14 protein-coding genes are annotated in these 12,577 nt (G+C 67.0%); 5 read left to right on the top strand and 9 right to left on the bottom strand.

The features are described 5' to 3' along the window. Nucleotides 1-5 precede the first annotated feature (5 nt). Both HF684_RS17920 and HF684_RS17915 read right to left on the bottom strand, forming a co-directional pair. Nucleotides 6-428 (bottom strand): OsmC family protein, encoded by a 423-nt coding sequence (locus HF684_RS17920; RefSeq protein ID WP_169253588.1) that lies wholly within the window; start codon nucleotides 426-428, stop codon nucleotides 6-8. A gap of 58 nt (nucleotides 429-486) precedes the next feature. Further along, the gene (locus tag HF684_RS17915) at nucleotides 487-1,056 is read right to left on the bottom strand and encodes an isochorismatase family protein (RefSeq protein ID WP_169253587.1); all 570 of its coding nucleotides are present in this window, start codon (nucleotides 1,054-1,056) and stop codon (nucleotides 487-489) included. A 94-nt stretch (nucleotides 1,057-1,150) separates the two neighbouring features. Here HF684_RS17915 and HF684_RS17910 point away from each other — a divergent pair, with 94 nt between their 5' ends. Next, nucleotides 1,151-2,500 (top strand): MFS transporter, encoded by a 1,350-nt coding sequence (locus tag HF684_RS17910; protein ID WP_248279024.1) that lies wholly within the window; start codon nucleotides 1,151-1,153, stop codon nucleotides 2,498-2,500. 40 nt (nucleotides 2,501-2,540) lie between these two features. Here the strand turns inward: HF684_RS17910 and HF684_RS18875 are convergent, their stop codons facing one another. Beyond that, nucleotides 2,541-2,714 carry a hypothetical protein gene (locus HF684_RS18875; RefSeq protein WP_248279244.1) on the bottom strand — a complete coding sequence of 58 codons (174 nt, stop codon included), beginning with the start codon at nucleotides 2,712-2,714 and terminating at the stop codon, nucleotides 2,541-2,543. Between HF684_RS18875 and HF684_RS17905 the strand changes: the two genes are divergently transcribed. Continuing rightward, on the top strand, nucleotides 2,649-3,320 hold the full coding sequence (locus HF684_RS17905) for an MOSC domain-containing protein (RefSeq protein ID WP_248279231.1): 672 nt from the start codon (nucleotides 2,649-2,651) through the stop codon (nucleotides 3,318-3,320). The two genes, HF684_RS18875 and HF684_RS17905, sit on opposite strands and share 66 nt — an antisense overlap. 75 nt (nucleotides 3,321-3,395) lie before the next feature. Here HF684_RS17905 and kynU read toward each other — a convergent pair whose 3' ends face one another. Continuing rightward, on the bottom strand, nucleotides 3,396-4,697 hold the full coding sequence (gene kynU, locus HF684_RS17900) for a kynureninase (protein ID WP_169253585.1): 1,302 nt from the start codon (nucleotides 4,695-4,697) through the stop codon (nucleotides 3,396-3,398). 203 nt (nucleotides 4,698-4,900) lie between these two features. Here kynU and HF684_RS17895 point away from each other — a divergent pair, with 203 nt between their 5' ends. Then, nucleotides 4,901-5,329, top strand: a complete 429-nt coding sequence (locus HF684_RS17895; protein ID WP_169253584.1) for a VOC family protein — start codon at nucleotides 4,901-4,903, stop codon at nucleotides 5,327-5,329. Between the two features lie 132 nt (nucleotides 5,330-5,461). Here HF684_RS17895 and recQ read toward each other — a convergent pair whose 3' ends face one another. Beyond that, nucleotides 5,462-7,297: a DNA helicase RecQ gene (gene recQ / locus HF684_RS17890; RefSeq protein ID WP_169253583.1), complete on the bottom strand. Its 1,836-nt coding sequence runs from the start codon at nucleotides 7,295-7,297 to the stop codon at nucleotides 5,462-5,464. Between the two features lie 87 nt (nucleotides 7,298-7,384). After that, nucleotides 7,385-8,593, bottom strand: a complete 1,209-nt coding sequence (locus tag HF684_RS17885; protein WP_169253582.1) for an MFS transporter — start codon at nucleotides 8,591-8,593, stop codon at nucleotides 7,385-7,387. 277 nt (nucleotides 8,594-8,870) lie between these two features. Here HF684_RS17885 and HF684_RS17880 point away from each other — a divergent pair, with 277 nt between their 5' ends. Beyond that, nucleotides 8,871-9,392 (top strand): Rieske (2Fe-2S) protein, encoded by a 522-nt coding sequence (locus HF684_RS17880; RefSeq protein ID WP_169253581.1) that lies wholly within the window; start codon nucleotides 8,871-8,873, stop codon nucleotides 9,390-9,392. Nucleotides 9,393-9,394: 2 nt separating this feature from the next. Here the strand turns inward: HF684_RS17880 and HF684_RS17875 are convergent, their stop codons facing one another. From HF684_RS17875 to HF684_RS17865, 3 genes are all read right to left on the bottom strand, one after another. After that, nucleotides 9,395-9,769, bottom strand: a complete 375-nt coding sequence (locus tag HF684_RS17875; protein ID WP_169253580.1) for a hypothetical protein — start codon at nucleotides 9,767-9,769, stop codon at nucleotides 9,395-9,397. Beyond that, on the bottom strand, nucleotides 9,766-10,950 hold the full coding sequence (locus HF684_RS17870; RefSeq protein WP_169253579.1) for a serine hydrolase domain-containing protein: 1,185 nt from the start codon (nucleotides 10,948-10,950) through the stop codon (nucleotides 9,766-9,768). Before HF684_RS17870 ends, HF684_RS17875 begins: the two co-directional genes overlap by 4 nt. 86 nt (nucleotides 10,951-11,036) lie before the next feature. After that, nucleotides 11,037-11,579 (bottom strand): winged helix-turn-helix domain-containing protein, encoded by a 543-nt coding sequence (locus tag HF684_RS17865; RefSeq protein WP_169253578.1) that lies wholly within the window; start codon nucleotides 11,577-11,579, stop codon nucleotides 11,037-11,039. A gap of 124 nt (nucleotides 11,580-11,703) precedes the next feature. Here HF684_RS17865 and HF684_RS17860 point away from each other — a divergent pair, with 124 nt between their 5' ends. After that, nucleotides 11,704-12,564 carry a hypothetical protein gene (locus HF684_RS17860; RefSeq protein ID WP_211168027.1) on the top strand — a complete coding sequence of 287 codons (861 nt, stop codon included), beginning with the start codon at nucleotides 11,704-11,706 and terminating at the stop codon, nucleotides 12,562-12,564. The last annotated feature ends 13 nt before the right edge of the window (nucleotides 12,565-12,577 follow it).

The raw sequence follows: 12,577 nt of genomic DNA, 5'->3' as shown, positions 1-12,577 counted from the left end.
GGACGTCAGTCGCGACGGATGCTGAAGTCGACTTTCGTGGGGTGTTCGACGGTGCGCGAGACCGTGCAGTACTTGTCGTGGGAGAGCCCGACGAGGCGTTCGATGCGGGCATCGGCCTTCCGGCCCTCCTCGTCGTCGGGGAATGCGAGATCGAAGTCGAGGTGGACGTTGTCCACACGGGAGGCCCCGTCTTCGCCGATCTTGTCCGCGGTCGCGGTGACGTCGAACTTCGTCGGTTCGGTGTGACGGCTGGTCACGGTGTCGACGTCGATCGACGAGCAGCCGGCGACGGCGGCCAGGAGCAGTTCGACGGGGGTCATGAGGCCCTCGCCGCGACCGAATTCGATGCTTGTTCCGCTTGGGGCGGTGGCGCGGTAGTGGTTTTCGGCGATGCGGGTCAGTTCGATGCTGCGGATGTCTTCACTCATGCCTCAATGATGGCAGACTTGCGGGGCTGCAGGAGCGGGGTTGCAGGAGCGGGGTCGATCACGGTCTGGCGAAGTCGACCTCGCTCGACTCCTGGACCCGTGCCTGCCGTCCGGGACCGGATTCGAACTGCCAGTACAGGTTCGTGTGGGAGACGACCTGCTCCGGTGGGGGAGCGCCCCACTCGGTGAGATCCTCGGTGGTGTGGGCGTCGGTGACGAGGGTGACGTCATAACCGCGGGCGAAGCCGCCGTGGATCGTCGAGCGCACACAGGCGTCCGATTGGGCGCCGGTGACGACGAGATGGCCGACGGCCTTTCCGGCGAGCACCTCCTCGAAGTCCGTGTCCTCGAAGGTGTTGCCGTGGGTCTTCTCGATGATGGACTCGCCGTCGGCGGGGGAGAGCGTGTCGACGATCTGCCATTGCGGGGAATCGAGCGGAAGCTCACCTGAGCTGTGCCGGACCCAGACCACCTCGGTGCCGGTGTTTCGGGCGCGGTCGACGAGATCCGAGATCGTGGAGATGACTTGATCGGAGTTCCAACTGGCCTGCATCACCCCGTTCTGGACGTCGATGACGACGAGGGCGGAATTCGGACGAGTGGACGACGGCGGCTGAGCGGTGGGCATATGATCCTCCTTGATCAAGGATCATTGTCCTCGCTCCGATCCCAGCAGGCAAGAGGTCGACGCCAGTCGGTTCTGCGGGTGTGAGAATAGGCGAGTGAGCGATTCCTCCCAGATCTCCGGCGACGAGGCGGGTGCCGGCAAAGTCGGCGCGGGCGCGGGCAGTGCGGCCGCGGGCAAAGCGGGCGACAGCAGTGCCGTCGCCCCGCGCCGTTTCAGCGTCCTGCGCAGCTGGAAGACCGCGCCCTACCTGGTCGGATCGGGTACGGCGATGATGGGCGACAACATCGAGCACGTCATCACCTACTGGGTGCTGTGGCAGAAATTCGAATCTCCAGCTCTCGTCGGGTTCCAGCTCATCAGCCATTGGCTGCCGTTCCTGCTGCTGTCCGTCTATGCGGGATCCCTGGCCGAACGATTCGACTGCCGCCGCCTCATCCAGATCGGGCAGATCATGTTCATGGTCGTGTCCCTGTGCTGGGGGATCCTCTTCCTCACCGACTCCTTGCAGCTGTGGCAGGCCTGCGTGCTGCTCGTCATCCACGGACTTGCCGGTTGTCTGTGGGGCCCGGCCGAACAGATGATGCTCCATGACTTCGTCGATCGGAAAGAGCTGCCGAGCGCGGTCCGCCTCAATGCGACCTTCCGCAGCCTCGGCATCCTCTTCGGTCCCGTCGTCGGTTCCGCCCTGCTGCTCGGGGTCGGCGCCACATGGGGCATCTTCATCAACATCATCTTCTACCTGCCGCTGACGATCTTCCTCATCCGCACCCCTTTCACCGGACATCTGCGCAGCGGAGGTGTGCGCACCGCGCGGACGACCCTCATCCAGTCGCTGCGGGTGCTCATCGATGTCCGCCACAATCGTGCGATCGTCGGCATGCTGCTGCTGGCGGCGCTCGCCTCGACGACGATCGGGGCGGTGCTGCAGACGGCGATGCCGGTGTTCGGCGAAATCCTCAATCCGGTCGGTGGAGACAGCGACTTCACCTACGGTGTGCTGCTCTTCGCCATGGGCGCGGGCGGAGTGCTCGGCGGGTTCGGGCTCGAGGCGACCGGGTGGATCAAGGCCGTCCCGGCTGCGGCGGCACTGGCCGCCTCGGCGATGGGCCTGAGTGCGCTGCTCTTCGCCCTGACCTCGCACCTGTGGCTGGCGGTCATCCTGTTGGTGATCGCCGGGGTCTCGAAGATCACCGCCGAGTCGACAGAGATGGCCATCATCCAACTCGAGGCGCCGCCGGAGATCCGCGGTCGCGTCATCGGCTCCTATGCGACGTTCGGCCCCGGCATGCAGACCTTCTCCGGCGTCACCGTGGGAGTGCTCGGCACGATCGCCACGATCCCCGGAGCCGTTATCATCGGCGGTACGGTCCTGGCCATCGGTGCGGTGGCCATCGGCACCTACGCCATCACAGGAGGCCGCAACCCCCATGCAATTACTACCTGACGGCGGCGCAGCAACCTGGCGCCAGGTATCTGCGCCGCCGTCACCTGCTCCAGCGCGGGAATTCGGTGTGCCATCGATCGGGTTCGCCCACGTCAAAGGCACACGACATGAGGCCCGACCGGGAGCAGCCGTCGACGGTCACGGCCCGATCGGCGATCGTGAGTTCTGCTTCGTCGATGTCGAGCGACGGCAGGTCCTCAAAACCGTGCAGCATCCTCGGCTCATCCGCATGACCACTTCACTCGTCGACGACACACTGACGATCACCCTGCCCGACGGGCGTTCTGCCTCTGGGGTGCCAGTCGGGCAGGGTGAGCGCCTGACCTGCTATTACTGGAAGCGACCGGTCGACCTCGAGCTCACTGACGGTCCGCATTCGGAGCTCGCCTCCGAGTGGCTGGGAAAGCCGGTGCGGCTGGCCCGGGCACTTCGTGGAGACGTGATCTACGGAGCTGGCCTGTCGATCGTGACGACTGCTTCGATGAGGGAACTCGCCGATCGATCCGGTCACCACGAGTTGCTTGATGAGGCTGCCCGCTTTCGTGCCACCCTCGTCCTCGACACGGACGAACCCTTCATCGAAGAGACATGGCGAGGCCGGGAGGTGATGGTGAACGTGCCGGACGTCGGCGCTCTGCGTGTGCGGATCGGGGATCCGATTGCGCGGTGTGCCATCCTCGACCTCGACCCGATCACTGGGGAGCGGGGCAGCAATCTGCTCAAGACGCTTACCGCCAGCCGCCCGCGAAATGAAGCGGGTGAACCGTACTTCGGCGTCAACGCCGAGGTCATCGAAACCTCTGCGGCCCCGGACACCTGAGCGGCCATGTCCCAACGCCGGTGACGGCGGCCCAGATACCTGGCGCCAGGTTGCTGCGCCGCCGTCGGGTAGCAATCAGGTGACGGCGCCGCGGACCTTGTGAGCGGGAGTGTCCCAGAGCCGGTTGTCGAGGATGTCGCGCAGTGCCTCGACGGTGTCCCAGACCTCGGTGAAACCGATGTAGAGCGGGGTCAGACCGAAGCGCAGCACCTCCGGCTCCCGGTAGTCGCCGATGATTCCGCGTTCGATGAGCGCGCTCATCACCGCGAACCCCTCCGGATGCCGGATCGAGACCTGGGATCCGCGATGGGCGTGCTCACGTGGGGTGACGACCTCGACCGGATGATCGGCCAAACGCTCATCGACGAGGTCGATGAACAGGTCCGACAGTGCCAGGGATTTCTCCCGGACTTGTCCCATGTCCACCCGCGAGTGGATGTCGAGGCCGAGCTCCGCCACGGACATCGACAGGATTCCCTGCGTGCCCGTGAGGTACCGGCGGATGCCGTCGGCCGGCCGGTAGTCCGGAGCCATTTCGAAGGGCTGCGCATGCGACCACCACCCCGACAGAGGTTGGCTGAATCGGTTCTGCAGGGCTTCTGCGACCCAGATGAACGCCGGAGAGCCGGGCCCGCCGTTGAGGAATTTGTACGTGCAGCCGATCGCCATGTCCGCACCCGTCCCAGCAAGGTCGATGGGCAGAGCACCAGCCGAGTGGCACAGGTCCCAGATGACCAGGGCTCCGCCGGCATGGATCGCCGAGGTGGTCGCTCCCATATCGAAGAGCCGACCGGTCCGGTAGTTCACATGGGTGAGGACGACGAGGGCCACCTCGTCGGACATAGTGGTCGGGAATCCTTCGGTGACCTCCTCATCGTCGACGAGGCGGACTTCGTAGCCGTCGCCGAGCTGCTTAGCCAAACCTTGAAGCATGTAGATATCGGAGGGGAAGTTCTCCCGCTGGGTGAGGATGATCCGCCGGTTCGGGGAATCCTCGGCCTGCATCTTCAGCGCCGCAGAGGCGGCCTTGAACAGATTGATCGACGTGGTGTCCGTGACGACGGTCGACCCGGCCCCGCCGCCGACTAACCCGGCGACCTTCTCACCCAACTTTGCCGGCAGGTCCCACCAGCCGGCGGTGTTCCACGACCCGATGAGGCCGGTGCCCCATTCGTCGGTGATGACGTCCTGGGCGCGTTCTGCGGCTCCCTTTGTGCGGGGGCCGAGAGAGTTTCCGTCGAGGTAGATCGTGCCTTCCGGGAGCAGGAACTCTTCGCGGAAGCCGTGCAGGGGATCGTTCGCATCGCGTCGTTCACAGTCCGCACGGGTGATTGCAGTTGGATTCGCCGAGGTGGCTGTCCGGTCAGGGGTCGTCATCGTCGCCTTCCACGTGGTGAGGGAACCGGTGGGTTCGTCTGCATTCCAGGCTACCGCCTCAGAACTACCCGACGGCGGCCCAGCAACCTCGCGCCAGGTTGCTGGGCCGCCGTCGGGTAGCAAAAGGGTGTTGACTTGGGGACATGGTGGGTAAAGAATCAGACACCCATAGGCGCGATGCCGCATACTGCAAGGGAGCAGTCATGACCCAGATCTTCGTCAACCTACCGACCACCGACCTCGAGCGTGCCAAGACCTTCTACCAAGCCATCGGCGCCGAGGTGGTGCCCGAGTTCACCGATGACAATGCATCGTGCATCAAATGGACCGATGACATCTTCTTCATGATCCTCACCCGGGACTTTCTCGCCACCTTCACGGACAAACCCATCGTCGACCCGCACACCGCGGCCCAGGCGCTGACCGCTATGAGCCGCGAATCCCGTGACGACGTCGACGCGATGCGCGCCTCGATCCTCGATGCCGGCGGCGGGGAGAACAAGGAACCGCAGGATCTCGGGTTCATGTACGGCATCAGCATGACCGACCCCGACGGCAACATCCTCGAGTTCATGTGGATGGACCCGGTAGCCGCCGAACAGGGGCCCGAAGCCTTCGCCGAGCAGGGCTGAGCTGCAGCAGTCCGAGGCAGTGCCGGGGACCAGCCGGGGTCCCGAACTACCCGACGGCGGCCCAGCAACCTCGCGCGAGGTTGCTGGGCCGCCGTCGGGTAGCAAATGGGAGGTGAGGAGGTCGGACGACGTCTAGTCTGCGTGTGCGGTGAGCACCTCGAGCACGGAATCGCCGTAGCGGTCGAGCTTCTTCAGACCCACTCCGCTGACCTGACCGAGTTCGCTGATCGTCGTCGGCTTGACCTCGACGATGCCGTAGAGCGTGGCATCGGGGAACACGACATAGGCGGGCACGCCCTGCTCCTTCGCCTGCTCGCCGCGCCAGGAGCGCAGGGCCTCGAACAGGGAGGCATCGGCGGGGTCGAGTTCGACCTCGGGGCCGCCCCGGCGACTTGATCCGGCCTTCTTCGCTCCGGCTTTCCTCACCGGGTCGACGCGCAGTGAGATCTCCTCTTCTCCCCGCAGGACGGGACCGGCCGCCTCACCGACCACGAGCACTCCGTAGTCGCCATGGGATTCGAGGAGTCCACGGGCGAGCACCTGGCGGATGACGGTCTTCCATTGGCTCTCGGACAGGTCGTCGCCGACGCCCCAGACGCTCAGGCTCGCATGGTCCGAGGCCCGGGAACGGTCGTTGTCGTTGCCACGCAGCACATCGATGACCTGGCCCGATCCGAAACGCTGCCCGCGTTCCCGGTCGAGCCGGATGACGGCCGACAGCAGCTTCTGCACGGCGACGGTCGCGTCCCAGGTCACCGGGGGTGTCATGCAGGTGTCGCAGTTGCCGCACGGTGCGGATTCCTCATCGAAGTAGCGCAGCAGCTGGACACGGCGGCAGTCGACGGTCTCGCAGAGGGCGAGCATCGAATCGAGGTGACTCATCTGACGGCGCTTGAACACCTGGTCGCCCTCACCGGATTCGATGAGTCGGCGTTGGGAGACGACGTCGCCGAGCCCGTAGACCATCCACGCATCCGCGGGCAGTCCGTCACGGCCGGCGCGTCCGGTCTCCTGGTAGTAGCCTTCGACCGACCGGGGCAGGTCGAGGTGGGCGACGAAGCGGACATCGGGTTTGTCGATGCCCATGCCGAAAGCGATGGTGGCGACCATGACGATGCCGTCCTCGCGGAGGAACCTCGCCTGGTTCTCCGCGCGCACCTCGGCGGGAAGCCCTGCGTGGTACGGCAGGGCCGTGAGACCGCGGGCGACGAGTGCTTCGGCCAGCTGATCGACCCCGCGCCGGGACAGACAGTAGACGATGCCCGAATCCCCGGGATGTTCGGTGGTGATGAAGTTCAGCAGCTGCGACCGTGCCGAGGCCTTCGGCTCGATCCGGTAGGTGATGTTGGGTCGGTCGAAGCTCGCCACGAAATGCTCGGCATCCTGCAGGTGCAGGCGCTCGGTGAGTTCGGCATGGGTGGCAGGAGTGGCCGTGGCCGTCAGAGCGATGCGCGGAACATTGGGGAACCGTTCGGCCAACACGCCGAGCCCCAGGTAGTCGCTGCGGAAGTCATGTCCCCATTGGGACACGCAGTGGGCTTCGTCGATGGCGAACAGCGAGATCTGTGCCTGCCCGAGCAGTCGCATCGTCCGCGGCAGGACGAGACGCTCGGGCGCGAGGTAGAGCAGGTCGATCTCTCCGGCGAGCAGCTGCTGTTCGACCTGCTGGGCGGTGTCGAAATCGAGGGACGAGTTGAGATAGGCCGCCCGCACACCGAGGTTCTCCAGAGCCGCGACCTGATCGGCCATGAGTGCGATGAGCGGGGAGATGACCACACCCGTACCGGGCCTGACCAGCGCAGGGATCTGATAGCACAGGGATTTGCCGCCGCCGGTGGGCATGAGCACGACCGCATCCCCGCCGCCGACGACCTGGTCGACGATGGCCGCCTGCTGACCCCGGAACTCCTCATAGCCGAAGACATCGTGAAGGACATCGAGGGCGGAGGTCGTGGCTGCGGAGGTCATGGCACCCACCCTAGTTCACGTCACTGACCCGAGTCTCAGCGCCGTCCGGCCTCGGCACCCCGCCGTACGACCCCGGCAGCCCCACACCTACAGGCCCGCGAACCTCCGGGCTCCCGCCAGCCCGGCCACGCACACGGAGGCCACCGCGACGGCGAAGACGACTGTCGCATTCGCCAGTCCCACCTCGGCTGCGAGGAATCCGGCACCGATCGCCGGCACCGACATGAATACGTAGGCGAGGATGAAGTACGAGGTGGTCGCCTCGGTGCGGCGTTCCGGTGCGGTCACTGCGGTGATCGCACGCATCCCGGTCATGAACACGAGCCCCTGCCCGGCCCCGGCCAGCACAGCGGAGACGATGAGCACCGGCAGGGACCCCGCCATGAGCGCGCACACGAGCGCACCCATGCTCACGATCATGGTCACGGTTCCGCCGATGATGAGCCGGCGGTCGCTGAGCCCGCGCAACAGCACCTGCGCAGTCGCCGAGGCGCCGAAGAGGAGGAACACGACCACGCCGGTGACCGCGGTCGACCTCACGTGCAGGGTCTGCCCGATGAAACTCGGCGCGATCGCCGAATACAGTCCGCACACCGCGAAACCGGTGATCGCCCCGGGTGAGGCGGCCAGAAACATCCGTTTCGCCGAGGCGGGAATCCCCGGCAGCTGCAACCTGACGTCGCTCGCCCCGCCCCGCGTCCGATCTCGCACGAGGATGAGCGCGACCCCGGCGATGACGAGCATGATCGCATTGACGAGGAACGGCGTGAGCAGGGGAGCGGGAGCGAAGCGGGCGAGCAGCCCGGACGACAGGATCCCGAGACCGAGCCCGCCCATATTCGCCGCCGTCGCCAAGGACCCGGCGAGCCGTTCGCGGCCGGCCGGCGCGTTCTCGAGCACGGTGACGGTGGCCGTGGAGGTGAAGATCCCCGCGGCCAGCCCGGACAGGACCCGGCCGGCCAGCAGCAGGCCGATGTGAGACCCGATGAGGAAGAGCACCGCCGAGGCGATCGAGAAGACCACCCCGAGGCTGAGCACCGGCCGACGCCCCAGTCCATCTGAGAGGCGCCCGAAGACGACGAGCGCGCCGATGACCCCGACCGCATAGATCGCGAAGAGCTGAGTGGTGAATGCGGTGCCGAACCCGAACCGCTCCTCGTAGAGCGGGTAGAGCGGTGTGGGCAGGGTGGTGCCCATCATGACGACGGTGAAGACGTACACCGCCGCGGCCAGACCCCACACGCTCGCGGCCCGCAGCCGTGACCCCTGTCCATCGGACACCGTCTCCTCGGGCATCGCCCCACCGCCTTCCGTCTGCTGGTCCCGTCCGCAATCGTCCTCCGCCGAGGCGGTCGATCCCGACCATCGGCACCGAGGTGAGTGTCCGAGCGGACGCTTCCCCTCGCCGAGCGGACGTCCATTACCGTCGACCGGCCCCTGCGGCCCCCTGACCGGAACCTCCGAGGATACGCCCAGGTGAACCACCGACATCGAACCGTGAGCGATTGTACGCTGGAACCCGGACGCCCATGCCGCAGTGTCGGTATGCATACGCAAGAGGGAGCAGGTTTCGATGAACACGAGCACGCACGGCCCCGTCACGACAGATCACGCCCCGCCCGCAGAAGCCGAGTCCGCTGCATCTGATTCCGCGGCGACCGGACCCGCGAACCCGAGCCGACGTCGTCTGATGCGCACGGCCGGGGTGGCCGGAACGGCGGCGGTCATCGGATCGTCGGCGGCGGTCACCTCGGCGTGTTCCTCGGATGAAGGCGGTGCGCAGGGGCAGGAGTCGACTCCGGCGCAGGAGGCGACCGTGGCCGTGGCCGACGTTCCCGTCGGATCGGGCACGGTCATCGACGAGAGCTACGTCGTCACTCAGCCGCAGGAGGGCGAGTTCTTCGCCTTCACCTCGGTGTGCACGCATCAGGGGTGCCAGGTCAGGGAGGTCACCTCCGAGGCCATCATCTGCCCATGCCACGCCTCGCAGTTCTCGGTCTCCACCGGTGAGGTGATCAGCGGGCCGGCCGAGGAGCCGCTGCAGAGCTACGAGGTCTCCGAGAGCGACGGGACACTCACCGTCAAGGGCGGCTGAGCTCAGAAGAAGAGCCCGGGTACGACGAGGGCGCCGGCGATGAGGAGCGCGAGCAGGGCGGAGAAGCCGAGCCCGCTCGCTTCGTTCCGGCGTGCCTTCGCCTCGTCGGATCGCCACGGCAGGTCCGCCCAGACGAGCGCAGCCCGGAAGACGGAGACGACGATGACGAGCGTTCCGGCCAGCCAGACGTAGATGAACCAGCTCTCCCAGCCTCCGAACGGTGTGATGAGGCGGATGAGCAGGACGAATACGACCGCCGTGACCATCCCAGAGAGCAGCCCGATCCGGGACGCCGCGCGGGGAGCTCGCCACGCGGTGAATGCGCCCCAGGCCACGATGAGGGCCCCGATGACCGTTGAGACGAGTTCGGGACTCATGAGCGTTCTCCCTCCGCCGAGCTTTCGTTCCCGGATGCTGTCCCGGTTTCGGACGCGGTTTCGGTTTCGGTCGTGGTGCCGGAATCCGCGCCGGTAGCGGCAACGATGAGCGCCGCGGCCGCATCGACACTGTTCGCCGAATCGTTCAGCACGATGACGCCCTTTCCGGTCTGCCTGTCGAAGCCGAGGAACGACCGAAAGCCGCCGGTGCCGCCGTTGTGCCAGGTGATGGTCGAGCCACCGTGGGCCGTCGTGAACCACGCCCAACCGATGCGATCATCCTCGAAATCGGCGCGCGGTTTCGCCGCCTCGGCGCCGGGCGCGGTTCCGTCTCGGACGGCCCGCAGCCAGAGCGACAGATCATGGGTCGTCGACCGGATCGCCCCCGCCGGAGCCGAGCCGCCGAGAGTCCACGGAGCGGCCGGCAGCCCCGATGCCGTGAACCCGTGGGACAGTCCGTCGGCGGAGTCGGGGACGAACGTCTCCTTCATCCCCAAGGGTTCGGTGAGGCGGTCCCGGACGAGTTCCGAATAGTCCTGCCCAGCCACCGCGGCGAGGGCTTGGCCGAGGACGGCGAACCCATAGTTCGAGTATTCGGGCTCCGGCTCGCCGACCTCCACGTCGCTGAGGCTCGCCACGATGTCCCCGGCGTCCCCGCGGTACGGGTCCGTGTGGATGTAGTTCGCAAGAATCCCGGAGATGCCCTCGCCCCATCCTGACCACGGCTTCTGCGGTGGCAGCCCCGACCGCTGCATCGCAATCGACTCGAGCGTCACCTCGGCGACCTTCCCGTCCAGGTCCGGCCAGACCTCGCCGAGGCGGGTCTCCGCCTCCACCTCGCCCCGGTCGATCGCCTCGGCGAAGAGAGCAGCCGTGAACGTCTTCGTGATCGATCCGATCTCGAACTCGGTGTGCTCATCGGCTCCGGTGCCCGTGAAAGTCACCTCGTCGCCGTCGATGTGGGCGGCCGCCACGTGCTGCCAATGCCGGCTGCCGAGTGCGTCCTCGAGCTCAGCCATGAGCTCGGGATCCCCGGTCGGCGCGCCCTGGAAACCGCGCGGCCACGGGGTGATCGCCGCGAGCACAGCAGCCGTGACGGTTGCCGCGATCACGGCAATCAACACTCGCCGAGGCGGCCGTCCCACAGCCGCAGATGTGCGGTGGTCGTCGGTGACGGTCATCGTTCCTCCTGGTCAGCAGGGTGGAATGGGTGGTGGTCGGGTCCGGGTCGCGCGGTGGGCGAGCGGCCCGCAGGCGAGAGGGGTTGTCAGTGCGTTCCGATGAGGACGAGGGTGAGCAGCGGAACGACCCGCTGAGCGGGCACACGCCAATGTCCGCGGCGGGCGCTCTCTAACCAGCCGGCCCCGGCGAGGGCATGCACATGGTGATAGATCTGCCCGGATGTGCCGAAGCGTTCGTCCTTGCCCAGCTCGGCCACGGTGCTCGTGCCCTCATAGATCGCCTGGAGCAGCTGCAGGCGGACCGGGTGGCCGAGGGCTGCCAGGGATCCGGCCGCCTCGGCGAAGTCGATCTGCGCCAGGCCCGCGCTGCTCAGGCCCATCTGCCACGCCACGGGACCGCTGCCGCCCGGGGGAGTCGTGTACCCGGTGTAGGTCACCCCGCCCGCCTCGCCGAGGTGGTCGACGAGCCCATGCAGCGCCCAGAAGGTCTCCGCGTCGCCCGGCAGGGCGGTCGCCGCTTCGCCTGCGGCGGGCCGCGGTGGCGCGATGGAGGCGGCCGCAGCCTCAAGTTCGGCGACTCGTCGTTCGAGGGCGGAGAGGCGATCGTCTGCCGACGGTGTCGATTCCATGCTTCGATAATACAACTAATACGTAATTACGTAAAAACATGAGACGCAAAGAAGCGCCGCCCACCCGCGCCTGAGTCGACACTGACCGGACAGACTCAGGCAGGCGACCTAGACTGGTGCCGTGATGAGTACCGAAGAACCGCGCACCGAATCCACGCCCCCGCGTAACGAAGCCGCCCCGCAGGCCATTGCCGCAGCGAGTCGGCTCGGCTGGCCCATGGTCGTGCGTGGAATCCTCGGCGTCGCCTTCGGCATCGTCACCGTCTTCTGGCCCCGCGACGCCGTCAACCCCGCGCAGCTGAGCCTGCCGACCGACGTCGTCGACCACCTGGCCATCGGCTACCTCATCCTCTTCGCCCTGGCCTTGGTCTTCCAGGCCGTGCGCTCGCCGTTGAACGTGCGCACCGCGATCTTCGGCCAGGCCGTCATCGCGATCCCGGCCATCGTCTTCCTCTTCCTCGCCGACCAACCGGCCGAACTGCGCGCCGCCCTGAGCATCTGGGCCCTGCTGCACGGTGCCCTCGAATTCTGGGCCCACCGGCAGCTGCGCTCCCAGCCCATGGCCTCGGACTTCCTCATCGCCTCGGGAGTCCACGTCCTGCTCGGCATCATCCTCGTCTTCGGCGACGGCATGGAAGCCCTGTCGATCCTCGGCTTCACCGGAGCGGCGACCCTCATCGCCGGCGTGATCTTCATCATCGGCGGCTACTCCCGCCTGAGCAAGGGCCGCCAGCTGGCGAAGCGCGGTGCCCTCCCCGAGGAGATCGACACCCCCGCCGAGGCGGCCGAGCCCGCCGACGCTGCCCCCTCGGGTGCCGCTGACGCCGCCGACGATACGAACTCGTCCGATGCCGCGGGCCCCACCGGCACCGCCACGGTCGAATCGACCGAGTCCACCGGATCTGCCGGCGAAGCCGATCGCACGGCCGATCCCGAATCTCCTGACGATCCGGACAGCGACACCCCAGTGAAGAAAGAGCCCTGACCGGCACCCGAGC

The sequence above is a fragment of the Brevibacterium sp. 'Marine' genome, from assembly GCF_012844365.1.
GTDB lineage: Bacteria > Actinomycetota > Actinomycetes > Actinomycetales > Brevibacteriaceae > Brevibacterium.
Note: the sequence above shows the minus strand (reverse complement) of the source record. Positions and strands in the feature narration are given on the sequence as shown.

What these genes read in the sequence shown, in the direction of transcription:
- HF684_RS17920 (WP_169253588.1), bottom strand. Translation starts at nt 428, where the DNA reads ATGAGTGAAGACATCCGCAGCATCGAACTGACCCGCATCGCCGAAAAC.
- HF684_RS17915 (WP_169253587.1), bottom strand. Translation starts at nt 1,056, where the DNA reads ATGCCCACCGCTCAGCCGCCGTCGTCCACTCGTCCGAATTCCGCCCTC.
- HF684_RS18875 (WP_248279244.1), bottom strand. Translation starts at nt 2,714, where the DNA reads ATGCTGCACGGTTTTGAGGACCTGCCGTCGCTCGACATCGACGAAGCA.
- kynU (WP_169253585.1), bottom strand. Translation starts at nt 4,697, where the DNA reads ATGACGACCCCTGACCGGACAGCCACCTCGGCGAATCCAACTGCAATC.
- HF684_RS17895 (WP_169253584.1), top strand. Translation starts at nt 4,901, where the DNA reads ATGACCCAGATCTTCGTCAACCTACCGACCACCGACCTCGAGCGTGCC.
- recQ (WP_169253583.1), bottom strand. Translation starts at nt 7,297, where the DNA reads ATGACCTCCGCAGCCACGACCTCCGCCCTCGATGTCCTTCACGATGTC.
- HF684_RS17885 (WP_169253582.1), bottom strand. Translation starts at nt 8,593, where the DNA reads ATGCCCGAGGAGACGGTGTCCGATGGACAGGGGTCACGGCTGCGGGCC.
- HF684_RS17880 (WP_169253581.1), top strand. Translation starts at nt 8,871, where the DNA reads ATGAACACGAGCACGCACGGCCCCGTCACGACAGATCACGCCCCGCCC.
- HF684_RS17875 (WP_169253580.1), bottom strand. Translation starts at nt 9,769, where the DNA reads ATGAGTCCCGAACTCGTCTCAACGGTCATCGGGGCCCTCATCGTGGCC.
- HF684_RS17870 (WP_169253579.1), bottom strand. Translation starts at nt 10,950, where the DNA reads ATGACCGTCACCGACGACCACCGCACATCTGCGGCTGTGGGACGGCCG.
- HF684_RS17865 (WP_169253578.1), bottom strand. Translation starts at nt 11,579, where the DNA reads ATGGAATCGACACCGTCGGCAGACGATCGCCTCTCCGCCCTCGAACGA.
- HF684_RS17860 (WP_211168027.1), top strand. Translation starts at nt 11,704, where the DNA reads ATGAGTACCGAAGAACCGCGCACCGAATCCACGCCCCCGCGTAACGAA.